Origin of the sequence: Streptomyces wuyuanensis, assembly GCF_900103455.1 — a bacterium.
GTDB lineage: Bacteria > Actinomycetota > Actinomycetes > Streptomycetales > Streptomycetaceae > Streptomyces > Streptomyces wuyuanensis.
Genome location: NZ_FNHI01000008.1, coordinates 171,238 through 190,528, shown reverse-complemented (window position 1 = coordinate 190,528; position 19,291 = coordinate 171,238). Strand labels below are relative to the sequence as shown.

Genomic DNA, 19,291 nt, shown 5'->3' with positions numbered 1-19,291 from the left:
GGAGGTCGCCGTCATGTCGTCGTCGCCGCACTACATCAAGGCCGGACCGGTTGCCCGGCGCTTCAACGACCTCGTCGGCCGGCTGGCACGTCACGGCGTGAGCCTGCTGGGGTCCGCCGAACTGTCCGTTCGGGGGCGCAAGAGCGGCCGGATGCAGCGCATCCCGGTCAATCCGCACAGCCACGGCGGCGAGCAGTACCTGGTCTCGGCCCGCGGCCACTCCCAATGGGTCCGCAACATGCGCGCGGCGGGCGGCGGGGAGCTCCGCGTCGGCCGCAGGATCCGCACGTTCACCGCCACCGAGGTCATGGGCGACGCCGAGAAGCTCCCGATCCTGCGCGCTTATCTGAAGCGCTGGGGCTGGGAGGTCAACCAGTACTTCAAGGGCGTGACCGCCAAGTCCTCCGACGAGGAGATCCTGGCGGCCGCCGCCGACCATCCGGTGTTCCGGATCGCGATGGTGCAGTGATCACGGTGGTGGGGTGAGCCGGGGCGAGAGGTGATCGAGCGGGGACGTACGAGGACCACCACCGCACGATGATCACCACCGCACGGCGATCGGCCCACCGGCGGTGATCAGGACGTGGCGCGCGCGCCGTCCGTCCCGTCTTGCCCGCTCGCCCCGTCCGGTCCGCCCGTCCCGTCCTGTCCGCTCGCGGCATCCGCGGCGTCGCCCCGCGCCGCCGGGGCGGGGCGGGTGCGGTCCATCGCCTCGAGGGCGCGCCGGGCCATCCCGTGCGAGCGCACGATGCCCGCCAGCGTCGTGGCCCCGCGCGTGATGTCGGAGAACGCCTTCCAGGCCGGACGGAATCCCGTGATCACGGCATGCAGGAGGCCCGGGCGCCGCTCGAACACCGAGAGCATCCGCCGACCGACCCCCATCTCCACGCCGAGCCCCGCCTTGATGGCGAAGGCGTAGTTGAGCGCCTGGCGGCGGGCGTCGACGGCGTCGTTCGCCTCCGCGATCCGCACCGCCCACTCCCCGGCCAGCCGGCCCGAGCGCAGCGCGAAGGAGATGCCCTCCCGGGTCCACGGCTCCAGCAGGCCCGCCGCGTCGCCGCAGACCAGCACCCGTCCACGCGACAGCGGCGAGTCGTCGCTGCGGCAGCGGGTCAGATGCCCGGACGAGACGGCCGGTTCGAATCCGGCCAGTCCCAGCCGGGCGATGAAGTCCTCGAGATAGCGCTTGGTGGCGGCACCCTCACCGCGGGCGGAGATCACCCCGACGGTGAGCACGTCGCCCTTGGGGAACACCCAGCCGTAACTCCCCGGCATCGGGCCCCAGTCGATGAGGACCCGGCCCGCCCAGTCCTCCGCGACCGTCGCGGGCACCGGGATCTCGGCCTCCAGGCCCAGGTCCACCTGGTCCGTCTTCACGCCGACGTGGGCTCCTATGCGGCCGGCGCTGCCGTCGGCCCCGACCACGGCGCGGGCGAGCACGGTCTCCCCGTCGGCGAGCACGACCGCTACCGTGCGGCGGTCGGGCACGGCGGATCCGTGCTGCTCGACCCGGGACACGGTGACCCCGGTGCGCAGCACGGCACCGGCCTTCTCCGCGTGCTGCACCAGCGCCGCGTCGAACTCCGGCCGGTTGATGAGCCCGAACAGCATCCGCCGCGAGCGCCGGGTCCGGGCCAGTCTCCCGTTCATCGAGAACGTGACCGCGTGCACCCGGTCCTTCAGGGGAAGTTCGAAACCGGGCGGCAGCGCGTCCCGCGAGGGACCGATAATCCCGCCGCCGCAGGTCTTGTAACGAGGCAGCTCGGCCTTCTCCAGGAGGAGCACCCGGCGGCCGGTCACCGCGGCCGCGTAGGCCGCCGACGCTCCCGCGGGCCCCGCGCCGACCACGACGACATCCCACACCGGCTCGTCCCGCCCGTTGACGGCATCTGCGTTCTCGCTGCTCACGATGTGCTTCTGCTCCTGATCCGACGCTCGGCCCAAGGTCTCCACGGCATCCTACGGCGCGACCCCCGCCCGTCCCGCTGTGGGAGGATCGCCGTACCTTCGCACTACACACAACGTCGCACCCACAAGGAGCGTGCCCATGACCGCGAATCCGATCGCCGAGACCGTCGCGTCCCTGATGCCCCGCGCGAAGGCGGAGCTCGCGGAACTGGTGGCGTTCGAATCGGTGGCGGACCCGGCGGTCGCGCCCAGGAGCGAGTGCGAGGCGGCCGCGAACTGGGTCGCGGACGCGCTGCGCTCCGAGGGTTTCCAGGACGTGGCCCTGCTCGACACCCCCGACGGCTCGCAGTCGGTGTACGGCTTCCTGCCCGGCCCCGAGGGCGCACCGACGGTGCTGCTGTACGCGCACTACGACGTGCAGCCGAAGCTCGACGAGGCGGCGTGGGTGTCGCCCCCGTTCGAGCTGACGGAGCGCGACGGCCGCTGGTACGGACGGGGCGCCGCCGACTGCAAGGGCGGCTTCATCCTGCACCTGCTCGCGCTGCGCGCCCTCAAGGCGAACGGCGGCGTGCCCGTCTCGGTCAAGGTGATCGTCGAGGGCTCCGAGGAGCAGGGAACCGGCGGCCTCGAGCGGTACGCCGAGGCGCATCCGGACCTGCTCGCCGCGGACACGATCGTCATCGGTGACGCCGGCAACTTCCGGGTGGGCCTGCCCACCGTCACCGCGACGCTGCGCGGCATGACGATGATCCGGGTCACGATCGACACCCTGGAGGGCAATCTGCACTCCGGGCAGTTCGGTGGCGCCGCCCCCGACGCACTGGCGGCGCTGATCCGCGTCCTGGACTCGCTGCGCGCCGAGGACGGCTCGACGGTGATCGAGGGGCTCGACGCCGACACCGCCTGGGAGGGGCTGCAGTACCCGGACGCCGACTTCCGCAGGGACGCGAAGGTCCTGGACGGTGTGGACCTGATCGGCAACGGCACGGTCGCCGACCGGATCTGGGCACGCCCGGCCGTCACGGTGATCGGCATCGACTGCTCCCCCGTCGCCGGTGCCACCCCGTCCGTGCCGGCGAGCGCCCGCGCGCAGATCAGCCTGCGCGTGCCGCCCGGCGCGGACGCCGCCGAGGCGACGAAGCTGCTGTTCGCACACATCGAGAAGCACACGCCGTGGAACGCGCGGGTGCGCATCGAACAGGTCGGCCAGGGCCAGCCGTTCCTCGCCGATGTGCACAGCCCGGCGTACACGGCGATGGCCGACGCCATGCGGATCGCCTACCCCGGTCAGGAGATGCAGGCCGCCGGCATGGGCGGTTCGATCCCGCTGTGCAACACGCTCGCCGAGCTCTACCCGTCGGCGGAGATCCTGCTGATCGGGCTGAGCGAGCCGGACGCCCAGATCCACGCCGTCAACGAGAGCGTCTCGCCCGAGGAACTGGAACGGCTCTCCGTCGCCGAGGCGCACTTCCTGGTCAACTACGCGCGCTCCCGGCAGGTCTGACGGAGACCGGCCGCCGCCCCGGTCCGGCGCTCCCCGCTGCTCCGGGCGCCGCCCGCTGCCCCACGCGTTCGGCGAAGCTCGCGGAGAGCGCAGATGCGGGCGGCGGACGGCGGCGGCCGCATACGTTCGCCGCATGGACGTCATCGAGGTACTGCCGCGGCTGCACATGTTCCGCTTCCGTATCGGCCAGGCCCACCTCTGGCGCGACGGCGGCGAACTCACCCTGATCGACGCCGGGGACGCGCACGCCGGCCCGGACATCGAGCGGGCGGTCCACTCGCTGGGTGCCGATCCGGACCGGCTGCGCCGGATCGTGCTCACGCACTGCCACCGCGACCACACCGGCGCGGCGGGGGAACTCGCCGGCCGGTTCGGCGCCCGTGTGCTGGCGCACCGGCTGGACGCACCGATCATCGGCGGCCGGGCGCCCGTGCCCGAACCGGTGCTGCTGGACTGGGAACTCCCCCTGTACGAGCACGCCCTCACGGTCCCGGAGGCCCCGCCGGTGCGCGTCGACCGCGAGTTGGAGGACGGCGACGAGCTCGGGTTCGGCGGCGGGGCCCGGGTGGTGCACGTCCCCGGCCACACCGAAGGTTCGATCGCGGTCCATCTGCCGCGCCACGGCGTGCTGTTCACCGGGGACGCGGTCGCGGGGGTCGGCCGGGTGATGCCGGGAGTCTTCGACGTGGACCGGAGGCGGACGCTGGAGTCGGTGCGCCGGCCGGCGTCCCTGGAGCCGTCCACGGTGTGCTTCGGGCACGGCGATCCACTCACGGCGGACGCGGCCGCCGCGCTGCGCGCCGCGGCCGGGGCGACGCCCTGAAGCGACGCGGCGTGCCGGCACGCCGGCGCGGCACGCACCGCGTGCCCCGGGCGGCGAGGGCGGGCCGGCGCGTTGCGGCGAGCGGCCCGCCACGAGCCGGGCGCGGCGGACGGCCCCGGCGCGAGCCGGACCGAGGCGGGGCACGGGACGAGCCACGGGGCCCGGCCGCGGGCGCACGCCTGCGGTGAGCCGGCCGCCGGGGGCGTACGCCGACCGACCGCCGGCCCGGCGCGACGCCGGACGCTCGCGCCGCTCCCTCAGCCGACGGGCACACCGGCTTCGAGATTGAGCACCGTTCCGCGTTCCCGGGCCCGCAGGGCCCAGCGCAGCCGCTCGTAGCGCACCGGGGGCAGCATCCCGGCGGCCTCCTCCTCCGACGCGAAGCGCCAGCCCCGCAGCTCGGCACCGGGCAGGCTCACCCGCGCGGCGGCGTCGTCACCGGTGAGCCGACCGCCGTCGAAGAGCAGCCGGAGACCCCCGTACCCGGGCGGGCGAGGTGGCTCCCAGTCGACGACGAGCAGCCGCGGTACGGCGTCGAGTTCGATGCCGATCTCCTCGGCGACCTCCCGGATCCCCGCGCGTGCCGGGGCCTCGCCCGCCTCCACGACACCCCCGGGGAACTCCCAGCCCGGTTTGTAGGTGGGGTCGACGAGGAGTACCCGATCCCGTTCGTCGAACAGCAGCACCCCGGCGGCGAGCGTCTCGGCCGTCGGTTCCGCCGTCTGCACGATGTCGCTGACCGCGGCCGCGCCGGAGCGTACGGCCCCGGCCACCGTCTCCGCGGTCTCCCTCGGAGTGAGGGCGGAGTTGTCGACGACATGGGCGTCGGTGCCCAGCCAGCCGAGGGCGCTGCGGTAGCGCTCGATGTGGTCGTACGCGTCGCCCTCCCCGGGGCGTCCGCCCGGGTCGCCCGGATCCTCGCGGGCGGCGATCCGCATCCGCAGGATCGTTTCGTCCGGGCGGAGGAGCACATGCCGGACCGGGATCCGGCGCGCTGCGAGACCACCGAAGATCTCGTCGCGGTACTCCTGCCTCAGCAGGGTCATCGGGACCACCAGCACCCCGCCGACCTCGGCCAGCAGCGCGGCCGCGGTGTCCACGACCAGCCGGCGCCAGATCGGCAGGTCCTGGTGGTCCGTCACTTCGGCGAGACGCTTCTGGGGCAACAGGGCCCGTATCGCTCCGCCGATCACCTCGGGGTCGTACAACGTGCTGTTCGGGATCAGATCGATCAGCTCGCGCGCAGTGGTCGTCTTGCCCGCGCTGAACGCACCGTTGATCCAGACGATCACGGTTCCCCCTCCTCCGTAGCCCCCTGTGGGCTGCCCGCAACACCCTGCCACGGAAACGTCACTCCGGATGTGTGGCGCCCCCCGTGCGGACCGGGGCGTAACACATCCGGACGGAGCTTCGTTGGGGATCAGGAGTGAGCGAGGGGGTGCGAGGTGTTCCGAACGGTGCTGGAGAGGTTTCCCGCAGGTGGCCCGCGAGGGAGCTGGCCGGCCGAGGAGTTCGCGCGGGCCCGGCGGGACGAGGGCGTCCCCGCGGAGGTCGTCATGGATCTGGACACGGACGCGTTCCTCGTCGTCATCCCGAGGCAGGGGTCCGAGTCCCGCTGAACCCGCCGCCCGCGGTCACAGGGCCCAGTACGGTCCCGAGACGACACGGTGGAGCAGCCGCACCGACGATCCGTCCGGTGTGGTCGCACGGACCTCGAACCGCAGATGACGGCCCTTGGGGACGTCCGCGGCGCACTGGAACTGGTGGCCGCCGGGCCCCTTCCCGGTGACGGTCAGATACGCGGAGGGGTTTCCGCCGGCGGTGTCGGTCAGATAGAACCGGCCCTCGATGCGCGCCTCCTTGTGGGTGTTGTCGGCGAACAGCAGGTGGACCACGGTCGCATGGCGCCGGGGCCCCGAGTGCAGGACGGCGTCCGTGAAGGCCAGGCCCGTCCAGACGCCGGACCGCAGCACGACGTCGACGGTGTTGGATTCATTGAGCATGGACGGCATGTCGGGTTCCTCCTGGGGCGGGCTCTGTCCGGTGGCCCGGGCGACGATTCCGGGAAAGACCGCGTTCCTGAACTGGCGCACCCGGGCGTCGCCCGGGCATGCGGTGCCGGACACCGCCCAGTCGGCGTGCAGACGGTGGTAGCCGTAGCCGGGGTCGGAGGCCGAGCGGCAGACCCGCAGCGGTATGCCGTGCCGTTGGTGCAGCCAGGCGCCGAGCGCGATCAGCCTCTCGACCTGCTTCGCCGTCCAAGGGTCGGTGTGCTGCAGGTTCGACGCCGTCTCGATGCTGACCGCGCCGGTGCCGTCCGGGCGCAGGTTCGCCTTGTAGTTGGCGTCGGCCCGGGTCTCGGTGCCGATGTACTGACCGAGGTCTCCCTCGTAACCGAGACCGAAGTGCGACTCCAAGCTCGAGCTGTCCCGCCAGTACTCGTAGATCCGCCGTGCCGTCCACGGCGCCGCGATGCTGTGCATGATGAACTGGGTCGGCCGGATGGCCGGCTGACCGTCCGACTCGGGCTGTAACTCGTACTTGGTGGCACCCGGGTACCAGGCCATGCGCGCACCCCCTTCTGTCGTGCCCATGATCCTGATGCCGCAGGCCGGGCCCCGGGAAACCACGTGCGGCGGCTTTTCGGCGTGGCAGGGGGAGCATCCGTGCCCATGTGGCCCCCAGGGCCCCGGCTTTCGCCCGCGCCGGCCGCGGCCCTGGGCCGATCCGGGGCCGATGGCCCCACCGGCCCGGGGCGCTCACCCGCGGCCGGGGCCTCACCCCTTGCTCGAACCGAGCGTCAGTCCGGCGATGAAGTGGCGCTGCAGCAGCAGGAAGACCAGGATCGTCGGGAGGGCCACGATCACCGAACCCGCGGCCAGCAGGTTGTAATCGGTGAAGAACTGGCCCCTGAGGTTGTTGAGGGCCGAGGTGACGGGCAGCTTGTCGCCGTCGGAGATGAACACGAGGGCCCAGAGGAAGTCGTTGTACATCCAGGTGAACTGGAGCGTGCCGAGGGCCGCGAGCGCCGGACGGCACAGGGGCAGCGTGATGCGCCAGTACCGGGTCCACACGCCCGCGCCGTCGACGACGGCGGCCTCCAGGATCTCCTGCGGCAGCGTGCGCATGAAGTTGGCGAGCACGAAGACGCAGAAGCCGATCTGGAAGCCGACCTGGACGACGACGACGGCCCAGTGGGAGTCGTACATCGTCATCGATTCGGACATCCTGTAGGGCAGCGGGATCCGGTTGAAGAGTACGTACAGCGGGGTGACGATGACCTGTTGCGGGAGCAGGTTGCCGGCGGTGAAGAGCATCAGCAGCAGGATCGAGCCGCGCAGCTTCAGCCGGGCGACGGCGAAGGCGACGAAGGACGCGAGGAACAGCGTCACCAGGACTCCCGGCACGGCGATGATCAGCGTGTTGACGAAGTACTTCGTCATGCCGGAGTCGGTGAAGGCCTGCCGGTAGTAGTCGAGGGACAGCGTCCGCGGCAAGGAGAAGTAGCCGTGCTCGGACGTCTCGTCGTAAGGCCGGAGCGACGCGTACACCGCGAGGGCGAGTGGCGCCAGGAAGGCCAGGGAGACGGTGGTCAGGAAGGCGTGGACGCCGAGCCGGCCCGGGCGGAGAGGGCGGCGCCCGGCCGGCCGCGCTCCGCCGGGGGCGGTGGGAACGGCGGGCAGGGCCGACGCGACGGCCGGGGTCGTGGTTTCGGCGGTCGTCGGGCGCAGCTTGGTCAACGGGTCTTCTCCCCTCGGATCTCCTGGACGAGATACGTCACGACGAATCCCAGGGAGACGGTCAGCAGCACGACGGCGATCGCGGAGCCGAAGCCGATCCGCGCGGCCTCGCCGATGATGTTGTCGGTGACGAGCACCGAGAGCAGTTCCAGTCCGTTGCGGCCCTTGTTGACGGCGTACACGATGTCGAAGGCGCGCAGGGCCTCGATGACGGTGATGACGCCGACGATGACGTTGACGGGCCGGAGGGTCGGGAGGACGACCCGGAAGAAGGTCTGGGTCTCACCGGCCCCGTCGATGGCCGCGGCCTCCTTGAGTGACGGGTCGACGGCCTTCAGCCCCGCCAGGTAGAGGATCATCACGTAGCCGGTGTGGCGCCAGGCAGCGGCCAGCAGGACCATCCAGATGTTCAGATCGGGGTCGCCCAGCCAGTCGGTGGGGTCGCCGGTGTCGCCGAGGACGGCGTTGAGGGCGCCCTGGTCGCGGGAGAAGACCAGTTGGGCGATGAAGCCGACGACCGCCAGGGACAGGACGACGGGCATGTAGAACGTCGACTGGTAGAAGCGGCTGAATCGGACGCCCCGGTCGACGAGGACGGCCAGCAGCAGCCCGAAGGGCGTGGCCACCAGGCCGAGGAACGCCAGCCACAGCAGATTGTGCCGGGCCGCCGGCCAGAACGGCGGATAGCCGGTGAAGAGGTTGGCGTAGTTGTCCGTTCCGACCCATCGGATTTCCCCGATGCCGTCCCAGCTGGTGAACGAGAGCGCCACGGAGGCGAGCGTCGGCCCCCAGATGACGACGATGTCGAGCAGGAGGGGTATTCCCAGCAGCGTGCCGAGGACGGCGAGGTCACGCGGGGTGAATCTCCGCGGGCCTCGCCGTCCGGTGCGCCGCGCGGTGTTGAGCGCCACGAATCGGTTCTCCCAGGGCGTGCGGTGGGGGGTGTCGCGGTCAGCCGGAGGCGAAGACCGTCTTCTTCTGCCGTTCGATGTCGTTGACGAGTCCGTCCACGTCCTTCGGGTCGCCGATGAAGCGCTGGATGGCCGGGATCATCACGGTGGACGAGAAGTCGGGGCGGGTGTCGCGGTCCAGGAACTGCGAGATCTGCTTCGCTCCGGAGACGAGTTCGACGGCCTTGCGCTGCAGCGGCGTGTACCCGGAGGTGTCCGCCTCGCTGCTGACGGCGATGTTGTTGGGGTCGTGCCGCAGGTAGATGTCCTCTGCCTCACCCGTGGCGAGCCACTTCAGCAGGTCCTTGGCGCTCTCCATGGTCTTGTCGTTCTTGAGGTTCCGGGACTTCTTCGCGAGCAGATAGCCGTCGATGGGAGCCTCGACCGCGTCCTGCCCGTGTTCCGGGTTGATGACGGGGAACGGGAAGAAGTCGAGGTCCTGCTGCTCGCTCTCGGGAAACTGCTGGCCGGGGTGCGGGAGTCCGAAGACGGCCATACCGGTCTGGCGCTTCTGGAGGCTGGTCGCGGCCTCCTGCCAGGTGCGGCCGTTGGCGTCGGGCTGGCAGTACGGGAGCAGCCGCCGCCAGGTGTCGAAGACCTCCTTGACCTGCCGGCTGTTCCAGGCCTCCTCGCCGGCCATCAGGTTCTTGTGGAACTCGTAGCCGTTGGTCCGCATGTTGATGTAGTCGAAGGTGCCCATGGCCGGCCAGCCGTCCTTGTCGCAGAAGGCGATCGGGACGAGCTTGTCCTTCTGCATGCGTTTGGCCAGTGCGACGTACTCGTCGAGGGTCCCGGGCGCCTGGTAGCCGCGCTCCCGGAAGAGGCTCTTCCGGTGGAAGACCGCCCACGGGTAGTAGTAGTACGGCGTGAGGTACTGCTTGCCGTCCTCCCCCGTCGACTGGTCCTCGAGGGCCTGCGAGAAGCCCTTGTAGCCCGCCCACAGGTCGGATATGTCGTGCAGCAGGCCCTTCTTGGCGAAGAACTGCATGCGGTAGCCGGCGAACCACATGAACACGTCGTCCGGCTGACCCTGCAGATAGCGGTTGATGTTCTCCTGGAACGTGTTGTGGTCCACGGTGTTGACCTTGACCTTGCGGCCTTCGGCGGACTGCTTGCCGTACGCCCCGAACGCTTCGGCGAACGCCTTGCGCGGCACCGGGTCGGAGGCGTTGGAGCCCATCGTGACGGTCTTCCCGTCGCCGCCGGGTCCGCCGCCGCAGGCGGCGAGCAGAGCGGGCAGCGTGACCGCGCCCGCACCGGCGGCCGCGCCCCGCAGCACGTTCCGGCGGGAGATCCGATGACCCGCCACGCTCCCCGGCTCGGACGGTCCTGCGAACGATGACGGTGCCATGTCGTTCTCCTTCCAGGGCGCAACCTCGATATCAAACACAAACGAACGCGAGGATTGGATCCCACCCTCAAGGCAAGGCCCCGTCAAGGGTTTTGACACACAAACGGTCAACCGTTACGGCTTCTCTTCCAACAGACTCCAACAAGCCCTACCGTAAACGCGCGCCAACCGGGCAGGGCGTACGCCGGTGACGCCGCCCCCGTGTGAGCACGGAGGGGTGCCACGATGCGTCACGTTCGTTCGATGCGGAACGGGGAAGCGGCCGGAGCGCGGGAAGCGCCGAACGGGGCGGCGGCCGGCACGGCGGAATCGACTCGGTGCGGCGATCGCCGCACCGCCGGCCACGTGCTTGAGAAGCCGAGAACAGCGCCTGTCCCGCAGGGTCCGGGTCCGCGTGGAGACCCCCGGCCTCGCCGTCTCGGAAAGTGCTCAGTCGAGACAGAACTCGTTGCCCTCGATGTCCTGCATCACGATGCAGGCGTCGTAGTCGTCCGCCAGGAGCTCCACGCGCACCGCGCCGAGCGCGACCAGTCGCGTGCATTCGGCCTCGAGCACGGCCAGGCGCTCTGCTCCCACGAGCCCGGTGCCGACCCGCACGTCGAGATGCACCCGGTTCTTGACGACCTTGCCTTCGGGGACGCGCTGGAAGAAGAGGCGCGGGCCCACGCCCGAAGGATCGTTGCAGGCGAACCACGACCCCTGGTCCTCAGGAGGCCGCGTGCGGTCGAATTCGTCCCACGTGGCGAACCCCTTCGGCGGCGACACGACGTACCCCAGCACCTCGCACCAGAAGCGAGCGACCCGCTCGGGCTCCGCGCAGTCGAAGGTGACTTGGAACTGCTTGATCGATGGCATCGGCGCACCATAGCAAGGGGCTCGGCCGCTCATCTCCCGCGGGAATCCGCTTCCTGACGGGGTGATCGCTGCCGGGCCGTGCGGTCACAGGTGGGTGCCCCGATGCCCGGGTCCGCCGGGCGTCCGGGAACGGCGTCTGCCGCAAGCACGCGACCAGGTGTTCGAGCCGGGGACTCGCGGCGCACGCCGTCGGAGCATCGAGTACCGCACGGGCGTTCGGTGCCACACGCGACCGTCACACAGGCCGACCCCGACGTGGGGAGTCACGCCGACCCGGCCCTCGCCGGCGCCCGGCGGCAGCACGACACGCCCGGCGCCGGCACGACACGCCGACGATCACGTTCCCTCGGTCGGAGCAGTGGACGACGCCTTATGGGTCTATTCAGAGAGCTATCCGGTGATTTACATGCTTATCGTCGGCGTGTTGACGCCTCATCGGATGGGGGCGTCCGAAGAGATCTCGGAGACCTTATGCGTGCAGCAGTAATCGCCCTTGCCCTCGCGGCCTCGATCGCCACGGCCGCGCCGGCAACCGCCGTCGCCATGGACGATGGAGGCAACGAGAACGGCGGCGGCAGCAACAGTCTGACCGTTACGGGTCTGACCAGTGACCAGAGGCTCGTGCAGTTCCGCGCCAACCGTCCGCAGGACGTCAAGGAGATCGGCGCGGTCACCGGACTGCAGGAGGACACGACGCTGGTCGGCATCGACTACCGGGCGCAGGACGGCCGTCTGTACGGCATCGGCAACGCCGGTGGCGTGTACACCATCAATGCGGAGACGGCGGCGGCCACCCTCCTCCACCGGCTGGAGGTCGCTCTGGAAGGCACCCAGTTCGGTGTGGACTTCAGTGCTTCCGCCAACCGGCTGCGGATCATCAGCAACACGGGGCAGAACCTCCGCCACAACGTCGAGACCGGGGACACGGAGACGGACACGGACCTCACGATCCTCGGGGTGACCGGCGCGGCCTACACCAACAACGACGCGGACCCGACCACGGACACCACGCTGTTCGTCATCGACACGAACGGCGACCAGGTCGGTGTCGTGTCCCCGCCGAACACCGGCGTCCTCGAGCCCACGGGCGACCTGGGGCTTAACGCCGCGCTTCCGGCCGGTTTCGACATCTACTCCTCGGCCAAGGCCACCAACCAGGGCTTCGCGTCGCTCCAGACCATCGGCGGCACCACGGGCTTCTACCGCGTCAACCTGCTGACCGGTGAGGCCACGAGGGTCGGCCAGGCGTTCCCGGTCCAGGTGGTCGACATCGCGGTGCCGCTGGTCCAGGGGCAGGATGACGACGACAACGACGGTCCCGGCAACGGTGACGGTCCCGGCAACGGCAAGCCGGGGAACGGCAACGGAAACTGATCCGACCGGTCCCGGGTGCGTGACGCAGGTGCTGTGCCGGAGCGTTCCTCCGGCACAGCACCGCCGTGTGCCCGCCGGGCCCGCGCACACCCGCCCGGCCCGGGAACGTCACCCCACCGTCGAGGCACGGCGGTTCGCCTCCGGCGGAGGGGGTCGCCTGCGGGCGCGGCGAACTGCCCGGCCGCGGGCCGCCGTTCGGCGGCGTCACCGGCGGCGCGCGCCCGGTTCTCAGCCCGCGGCCGTCGCCGCGGCCTCGCCCCGCGGGCCGCGTGACACCGCGGCGGCCGCGCCGAGGAGACCCGCGTCGGTGCCCGTCATCGCCGGCGCCACGACGAGGTCCCGGACGAAGGACAGGGTTGCGTAGTCGCGCAGCGCGCGGCGCAGGGGAGCGAAGAGGACCTCGCCCGCACCGGCCACTCCCCCGCCGATCACGGCGATGCGGATCTCGACGAGCGTGGCGGTGGCGGCGATTCCGGCGGCAAGGGCCTGCGCGGCGCGTTCGAAGGAGGCGATGGCGACCCGATCACCCGCCGCGGCGGCCGCGGCGACGGCGGCCGCCGAGCCGTCGCCGTCGGGGCCGGGGCGCCAGCCCCCTTCGATGGCACGGCGGGCGATGTTCGGGCCGCTCGCGATCCGCTCCACACAGCCGCGCGCCCCGCACGGGCACAGGTCGCCGTCGAGGTCCACGCTGATGTGGCCGATGTGGCCCGCGTTCCCGGTCGGGCCCGGATGCAGCCTGCCGCCGAGCACGAGCCCGCCGCCGACTCCCGTGGACACGACCATGCACAGGGCGTCGTCGTATCCGCGGGCGGCCCCCTGCCAGTGCTCGGCCGCGGTCATGGCCACTCCGTCGCCGACCAGTTCCACCGGCAGCCCGCCGGTCGCCGCCCGCACCCGGTCCACCAGCGGATAGCCCCGCCAGCCGGGGACGTTGACCGGGCTGACGGTACCGGCGTGCGCGTCCACCGGCCCCGCGCTGCCGATGCCCACCGCGGTGACGTGCAGCCAGGACGGCGAGGCGCAGAGCTCCCCGAGGACCGACGCGACCGCGCGCATCACCGTCTCGCCGTCCTCGCGCGCCGGGGTCGGCCGCTGCGCGCGTACGAGGATCCTGCCGCTGCCGTCCACCAGCGCACCGGCGATCTTGGTGCCGCCGATGTCGAGCGCGGCGACGAGGTCGTTATGCATCGGTGTGCGATCTCCCGGGGGACTGGAGCAGCGGCTTCTCCCACCAGTCTCCATTCCCCTGACAACGTTGTCCAGGGCCTATGCTCGACGCCACAGCCTCGCACAGCCCCAAAGCGTGCGCACGCAACATCCGCCAGGTGCCCGGACGGGCACTCCCGACGACGACAGGACAGCGCATCGTGGCCGAGTTCGCCCGCCGCACCGACACCCGCTACGGCAACCGGCCCACCATGAAGGACGTGGCCGCGCGCGCCGGAGTCGGGCTGAAGACGGTCTCGCGGGTGGTGAACGGCGAGCCCGGGGTCACCCCGGACACCGAACGCCGGGTGCAGGAGGCCATCGAGGCGCTGGGGTTCCGCCGCAACGACAGCGCGCGCGTCCTGCGCAAGGGCCGTACCGCCTCGATCGGACTGGTCCTGGAGGATCTGGCCGACCCGTTCTACGGGCCGCTGAGCCGCGCCGTGGAGGAGGTCGCCCGGGCGCACGGCGCCCTGCTGATCAACGGCTCCAGCGCGGAGGACCCCGACCGCGAGCAGGAGCTGGTGCTCGCGCTGTGCGCCCGACGGGTGGACGGCCTGATCGTGATCCCCGCCGGTCACGACCACCGCTATCTGGAGCCCGAGATCAAGGCGGGCGTCGCGACGGTGTTCGTGGACCGTCCGGCGGGCCGGATCGACGCGGACGTCGTGCTCTCCGACAGCTTCGGCGGCGCGCGGGAGGGCGTCGCGCATCTGATCGCGCACGGGCACCGGAGGATCGGGTTCATCGGCGACCAGCCGCGTATCCACACCGCCGTGGAGCGGCTGCGGGGCTACCGGGCTGCGATGGAGGACGCCGGACTGCCGGTTGACGAGCGCTGGGTGTCCCTGGGCTCGACTGACCCCGCGCGGGTCACGGCGGCCGCGGAGGAGATGCTCTCCGGTCCCGAGCCGGTCACCGCCGTGTTCGCCGGCAACAACCGGGTGACGGTGACGGCGGTGCGGCTGCTGGCGGGACGGGACGTCCCGGTCGCCCTCGTCGGGTTCGACGACATCGAGCTCGCCGACCTGCTGGGCATCACGGTGATCGCACAGGACGCCGCCGCGCTCGGCCGTACGGCCGCCGAGCGGCTGTTCCGCCGGCTGGACGGGGTCTCCGAGGCGCCGGCGCAGGTGGAACTGACGACGAAGCTGCTCGCCCGCGGCTCGGGAGAGGTGCCTCCGCCCGGCGCCTGACCGCCGGCCCGGCCCGGGCGCGCCCGGTGGGTCCGCCGTGGCTCCACGCCCTCGACCGGGACGGCCGCGCCCGCTCGGGAAGAGTCGTACCGGAGAGCCGCCCCGCGGTCGTCGCCGGGACGAACACGCGGCCGGCACGTTCGGCCCCGGCACCCGGCACCCGGCACCGGCACCGGCACCGGCGAGAGAGTCCCCGACCGGCCCGCACCGGCAGCGGGCCCGCCACGCGTCACCCGCCACGTCACCCGTCACGCCTGCGGCGGCCCGAGGCCCCGACGACCCCGCAGGCCGGGACCGAGGCGCCCCGGAAGGCGGAAGCCCACCGCCGGGACGGCCGCCGGCCGTGCGCCGCGAACCGCCCGCGGGCGGCGGTGAATCGGATCGGGTTCGGCGGCTACTGCGCCGTGGCCGTCAGGTCGCCGCGCCGCGGCCGGGCGAAGGCGTCGAGTTCGGCCCTGGTGAGGCCGGCGAGACCCGCGACCTCGGCGTCGTCGAGCGCGCCGCAGTCCAGTCCGCGCAGCAGATAGCCGCTGAGCGCCTTGGCGGTGGCGGGCTCGTCCATGATGTCGCCCTCGGTCCGGGCGACGTACGCGGCAAGGCGCGCGGCCGCGGCCTCCACGCCCTCGCGGTAGAACGCGAACACGGCGGCGTAACGGGTCGGCAGGTGGCCGGGGTGCATGTCCCAGCCCTGGTAGTACGCGCGGGCCAGGGCGCGTCGTGTCAGCCCGTAGTGCAGCCGCCAGGCTTCGTGCACGCGTTCGGTGCCGCCGACCGGCAGCACGTTGGTGGAGCCGTCCGAGACGCGGACACCGGTGCCGGCGGCGGCGACCTGCATGATCGCCTTGGCGTGGTCGGCGGCCGGATGGTCGCTGGCCTGGTGGGCGGCGCTGACTCCGAGGCAGGCGCTGTAGTCGAAGGTGCCGTAGTGGAGGCCGGTGGCGCGGCCCTCGGCGGCGTCGATCATGCGGGCGACGGTCGCGGTGCCGTCCGCCGCGAGAATGGCCTGGCTGGTCTCGATCTGGATCTCGAACCCGATCCGGCCCGCGTCGAGTCCATGGGTCCTCTCGAAGGCTTCGAGGAGCCGGACGAAGGCCGTGACCTGCTCGGGGTAGGTGACCTTCGGCAGCGTGAGGACGAGGCCGCCGGGCAGGCCGCCGTGTTCCATCAGGCCGGTCAGGAAGATGTCGGTGGTGCGGATGCCGCGGTCGCGGACGGCAGCCTCCATGCACTTCATGCGGATGCCCGTGTACGGCGCGGCAGTTCCCCCCGCGTACGCCTCGGAGACCAGCCGGGCCGCGCGGGCCGCGTCCGCGTCCTCGTCGCGGCCGTGGTAGCCGTCCTCGAAGTCGACGCGGAGGTCCTCGACGGGCTCGCGTTCCAGCTTCGCCCGTACACGGGTGTACACGGGCTCCGCGAGGTCGCCGGGAAGTCCGAGCACCCGGGCGAGGGTCGCGGCGTCCGGTGCGTGTTCGTCCAGCGCGGCGAGGGCCTGGTCTCCCCAGGAGCGGATGGTTCCGGCGTCGAAGGCGTCGCCGGGCACGTAGACGGTGTGGACGGGCTGGCGGGTGCCGGGGTCTCCCGGATAGCGGCGGGCGAGCTCGGCGTCCACCGGCGCGAGGGAGGCGCTGATGTCCTCGGCGACCGCGCCGGCGAGGCTCGTCGACACCTTCTCCTGCTGACCCATCTCGGCACCCTCCACACTCCCATGATTCCGTCTGACGGAATCAACAATCCGTATGGTGAAGCTATCCGGGTGACTGACCTGCGTCAATGGTCTCCCGGAACGCCGCGGGGCCGCGCGGTGGGTTCACCGCGCGGCCCCGGACGGGTGTCCTGCCGGACTCAGCCCTTGCGGGCCTTGACCTCCTCGGTCAACTGGGGGACGACCTCGAACAGGTCGCCGACCACGCCGTAGTCGACCAGGTCGAAGATCGGGGCCTCGGGGTCCTTGTTGACCGCCACGATCGTCTTCGACGTCTGCATACCGGCTCGGTGCTGGATCGCGCCCGAGATGCCGGAGGCGATGTACAGCTGCGGGGAGACGCTCTTGCCGGTCTGGCCGACCTGGTTGGAGTGCGGGTACCAGCCGGCGTCCACGGCGGCGCGGGAGGCGCCGACGGCCGCGCCGAGCGAGTCGGCGAGCGCCTCGATCACCGAGAAGTTCTCGGCGCCGTTGACGCCGCGGCCGCCGGAGACCACGATCGCGGCCTCGGTCAGCTCGGGGCGGCCGGTCGACTCGCGCGGGGTGCGGGAGACGACCTTGGTGCCGGTCGCCTTGTCACCGAAGGTGACGTTCAGCGCCTCGACGGCGCCGGCGGCCGGGGCGGCCTCCACGGGCGCCGAGTTCGGCTTCACCGTGATGACCGGGGTGCCCTTGGAGACACGGGACTTGGTGGTGAAGGCGGCGGCGAACGCGGACTGCGTTGCCACCGGGCCCTCGTCGCCCGCCTCCAGGTCGACGGCGTCGGTGATGATGCCGGAGCCGATGCGGACCGCGAGACGGGCCGCGATCTCCTTGCCCTCGGCGGAGGACGGCACCAGCACCGCGGCCAGGGAGCCGCCGGCGGATACGGCCTCGTACGCGGCCTGCAGCGCGTCCACCTTCGGTACGACCAGGTAGTCGGCGAACTCGGGCGCGTCGGCGGTGAGGACCTTCACCGCGCCGTGCTCGGCGAGGGTGGCGGCGGTGGCCTCGGCGCCGGAGCCGAGCGCGACGGCGACCGGCTCGCCGATGCGGCGGGCCAGCGTCAGCAGCTCCAGGGTGGGCTTGCGGACGGCGCCGTCCACGTGGTCGACGTAGACGAGAACTTCAGCCATGGGACTTCTTCTCTCCTGCTTGCGAAGTGTGCGGGGCGGTTGGGGTGATGACCGAAGCTCAGATGAACTTCTGGCTCGCGAGGTACTCCGCGAGCTGCTTGCCGCCCTCGCCCTCGTCCTTGACGATCGTGCCCGCGGTGCGGGCCGGACGCTCGGCCGCGGAGTCCACCGCGGTCCAGGAACCCTCCAGGCCGACCTCCTCCGCCTCGATGTCGAGGTCGGACAGGTCCAGCGACTCCACCGGCTTCTTCTTCGCGGCCATGATGCCCTTGAAGGACGGGTAGCGGGCCTCGCCCGACTGGTCGGTCACGGACACGACCGCCGGCAGGGACGCCTCCAGCTGCTCCGAAGCGGTGTCGCCGTCACGGCGGCCCTTGACGGTGCCGTCCTCGACGGAGACCTCCGACAGCAGGGTCACCTGCGGAACGCCGAGCCGCTCGGCCAGGACGGCCGGGAGCACACCCATGGTGCCGTCCGTCGAGGCCATGCCGCAGACGACCAGGTCGTAACCGGTCTTCTCGATCGCCTTGGCCAGGACCAGCGACGTGCCCATCACGTCGGTGCCGTGCAGATCGTCGTCCTCGACGTGGACGGCCTTGTCCGCACCCATGGACAGCGCCTTGCGCAGCGCGTCCTTGGCGTCCTCCGGGCCGACGGTCAGCACGGTGATCTCGGCGTCGTCCGCCTCTTCGGCGATCTGCAGCGCCTGCTCGACCGCGTACTCGTCGAGCTCCGACAGCAGGCCGTCGACATCGTCGCGGTCGACGGTCAGGTCATCGGCGAAGTGCCGGTCGCCGGTGGCGTCGGGCACGTACTTCACACAGACAACGATCCTCAAGCTCACGCCGGCTCTCCTACTGCATCGTCATTACTGAGCTGCCTTGTGCAGGCAGCATAGGCGCCTGAAGGCGGGGTTTCCGGTCGGGGCGACCGGCGCTCCGAACGAAATATTACTCGCCAGTACACCCACTGCTTACCCCATGAGCAAGCGCTTGGAACTGTGACCTTGCCAACGCTGTGTAACCGGGATCTCTCAGTCCCTCAACGCGTTGAAGCGGCCTTGGTGGTACAGCAAGGGGCGCCCGCTCCCCTCCGGGTCGCCCGCGACCGCCTCGGCGATCACGACTCGGTGGTCCCCCGCGGGAACTCGGGCCACCACCCGGCAGACCAGCCACGCCAGCACGCCGTCCAGGAGCGGAACGCCCTCGGGTCCGGTACGCCATCGAGTGGGCGGGGCGAACCTGTCGGCGCCCCTGCGGGCGAAGGTGGCTGCCAGATCGCGCTGGTCCTCGGAGAGTATGTGCACCCCGACGTGCCCCGCCTCGGCGATGACCTGCCAGCTGGAGGACGCGGTCCCGATCCCGAACGACAGCAGCGGGGGCTCGGCCGCGACGGAGCTGAGCGAGGTGGCGGTGAACCCGACGGGTCGGTCACCGTGCGCGGTGACGACCGCGACTCCGGCGGCGTGGCGGCGGAAGACCGAGCGCAGCAGGTCGGGGGAGGCCAGTCGAGCTGTGCCGAGGCCGGGTGTGGCCGCCATGGAGGGTTCCTTCTGCGAGGGGATCGG

The 19,291-nt window shown here is 71.6% G+C and carries 18 protein-coding genes; 6 read left to right on the top strand and 12 right to left on the bottom strand.

Annotation, left to right across the window (positions count from 1 at the left end; translation table 11 throughout):
* Positions 1–13 precede the first annotated feature (13 nt).
* Positions 14–469, top strand: a complete 456-nt coding sequence (locus BLT82_RS14290) for a nitroreductase family deazaflavin-dependent oxidoreductase (protein WP_093654775.1) — start codon at positions 14–16, stop codon at positions 467–469.
* 107 nt (positions 470–576) lie between these two features.
* Here BLT82_RS14290 and BLT82_RS14285 read toward each other — a convergent pair whose 3' ends face one another.
* Positions 577–1,908 (bottom strand): geranylgeranyl reductase family protein, encoded by a 1,332-nt coding sequence (locus BLT82_RS14285; protein ID WP_244291960.1) that lies wholly within the window; start codon positions 1,906–1,908, stop codon positions 577–579.
* Between the two features lie 139 nt (positions 1,909–2,047).
* On the opposite strand from BLT82_RS14285, the gene BLT82_RS14280 reads away from it, so the two are divergent.
* Positions 2,048–3,412, top strand: a complete 1,365-nt coding sequence (locus BLT82_RS14280) for a dipeptidase (RefSeq protein ID WP_093654610.1) — start codon at positions 2,048–2,050, stop codon at positions 3,410–3,412.
* Positions 3,413–3,545: 133 nt separating this feature from the next.
* A complete protein-coding gene (locus BLT82_RS14275) occupies positions 3,546–4,235 on the top strand; it encodes an MBL fold metallo-hydrolase (protein WP_093654608.1) in 690 nt (229 codons plus the stop codon).
* Between the two features lie 257 nt (positions 4,236–4,492).
* On the opposite strand, the gene BLT82_RS14270 is transcribed toward BLT82_RS14275, so the two are convergent.
* Positions 4,493–5,527 (bottom strand): NUDIX hydrolase, encoded by a 1,035-nt coding sequence (locus BLT82_RS14270; RefSeq protein WP_093654606.1) that lies wholly within the window; start codon positions 5,525–5,527, stop codon positions 4,493–4,495.
* 153 nt (positions 5,528–5,680) lie between these two features.
* Between BLT82_RS14270 and BLT82_RS36335 the strand changes: the two genes are divergently transcribed.
* Positions 5,681–5,854: a hypothetical protein gene (locus tag BLT82_RS36335; RefSeq protein WP_107490250.1), complete on the top strand. Its 174-nt coding sequence runs from the start codon at positions 5,681–5,683 to the stop codon at positions 5,852–5,854.
* A 15-nt stretch (positions 5,855–5,869) separates the two neighbouring features.
* Here the strand turns inward: BLT82_RS36335 and BLT82_RS14265 are convergent, their stop codons facing one another.
* The 5 genes from BLT82_RS14265 to BLT82_RS14245 all read right to left on the bottom strand — a co-directional run bounded on the left by BLT82_RS14265 (position 5,870) and on the right by BLT82_RS14245 (position 11,131).
* Entirely contained in the window at positions 5,870–6,802 is a 933-nt protein-coding gene (locus BLT82_RS14265; protein WP_093654604.1) for a peptidoglycan recognition protein family protein, read from the bottom strand.
* A gap of 210 nt (positions 6,803–7,012) precedes the next feature.
* Entirely contained in the window at positions 7,013–7,918 is a 906-nt protein-coding gene (locus tag BLT82_RS14260; protein WP_093654773.1) for a carbohydrate ABC transporter permease, read from the bottom strand.
* A 53-nt stretch (positions 7,919–7,971) separates the two neighbouring features.
* Positions 7,972–8,886, bottom strand: coding sequence for a carbohydrate ABC transporter permease (locus tag BLT82_RS14255; protein ID WP_093654602.1), 915 nt, complete (start codon positions 8,884–8,886; stop codon positions 7,972–7,974).
* A 40-nt stretch (positions 8,887–8,926) separates the two neighbouring features.
* A complete protein-coding gene (locus tag BLT82_RS14250; RefSeq protein WP_208867896.1) occupies positions 8,927–10,276 on the bottom strand; it encodes an ABC transporter substrate-binding protein in 1,350 nt (449 codons plus the stop codon).
* Positions 10,277–10,705: 429 nt separating this feature from the next.
* Positions 10,706–11,131, bottom strand: coding sequence for a VOC family protein (locus BLT82_RS14245; RefSeq protein WP_093654600.1), 426 nt, complete (start codon positions 11,129–11,131; stop codon positions 10,706–10,708).
* 471 nt (positions 11,132–11,602) lie between these two features.
* Between BLT82_RS14245 and BLT82_RS14240 the strand changes: the two genes are divergently transcribed.
* Complete coding sequence (locus BLT82_RS14240; RefSeq protein WP_093654598.1) at positions 11,603–12,505, top strand: DUF4394 domain-containing protein; 903 nt, start codon at positions 11,603–11,605, stop codon at positions 12,503–12,505.
* Positions 12,506–12,733: 228 nt separating this feature from the next.
* Here the strand turns inward: BLT82_RS14240 and BLT82_RS14235 are convergent, their stop codons facing one another.
* Positions 12,734–13,693, bottom strand: coding sequence for an ROK family protein (locus tag BLT82_RS14235; protein WP_093654596.1), 960 nt, complete (start codon positions 13,691–13,693; stop codon positions 12,734–12,736).
* Between the two features lie 230 nt (positions 13,694–13,923).
* Between BLT82_RS14235 and BLT82_RS14230 the strand changes: the two genes are divergently transcribed.
* Positions 13,924–14,907, top strand: a complete 984-nt coding sequence (locus tag BLT82_RS14230) for a LacI family DNA-binding transcriptional regulator (protein WP_208867900.1) — start codon at positions 13,924–13,926, stop codon at positions 14,905–14,907.
* 394 nt (positions 14,908–15,301) lie between these two features.
* On the opposite strand, the gene BLT82_RS14225 is transcribed toward BLT82_RS14230, so the two are convergent.
* The 4 genes from BLT82_RS14225 to BLT82_RS14210 form a co-directional block, all read right to left on the bottom strand.
* Entirely contained in the window at positions 15,302–16,591 is a 1,290-nt protein-coding gene (locus BLT82_RS14225) for a DUF6986 family protein (protein ID WP_093654769.1), read from the bottom strand.
* Between the two features lie 158 nt (positions 16,592–16,749).
* Positions 16,750–17,724: an electron transfer flavoprotein subunit alpha/FixB family protein gene (locus BLT82_RS14220; RefSeq protein ID WP_093654592.1), complete on the bottom strand. Its 975-nt coding sequence runs from the start codon at positions 17,722–17,724 to the stop codon at positions 16,750–16,752.
* Positions 17,725–17,782: 58 nt separating this feature from the next.
* Entirely contained in the window at positions 17,783–18,568 is a 786-nt protein-coding gene (locus BLT82_RS14215) for an electron transfer flavoprotein subunit beta/FixA family protein (protein WP_093654590.1), read from the bottom strand.
* A gap of 189 nt (positions 18,569–18,757) precedes the next feature.
* Positions 18,758–19,264 carry a flavin reductase family protein gene (locus tag BLT82_RS14210; RefSeq protein ID WP_093654588.1) on the bottom strand — a complete coding sequence of 169 codons (507 nt, stop codon included), beginning with the start codon at positions 19,262–19,264 and terminating at the stop codon, positions 18,758–18,760.
* Between the last annotated feature and the right edge of the window lie 27 nt (positions 19,265–19,291).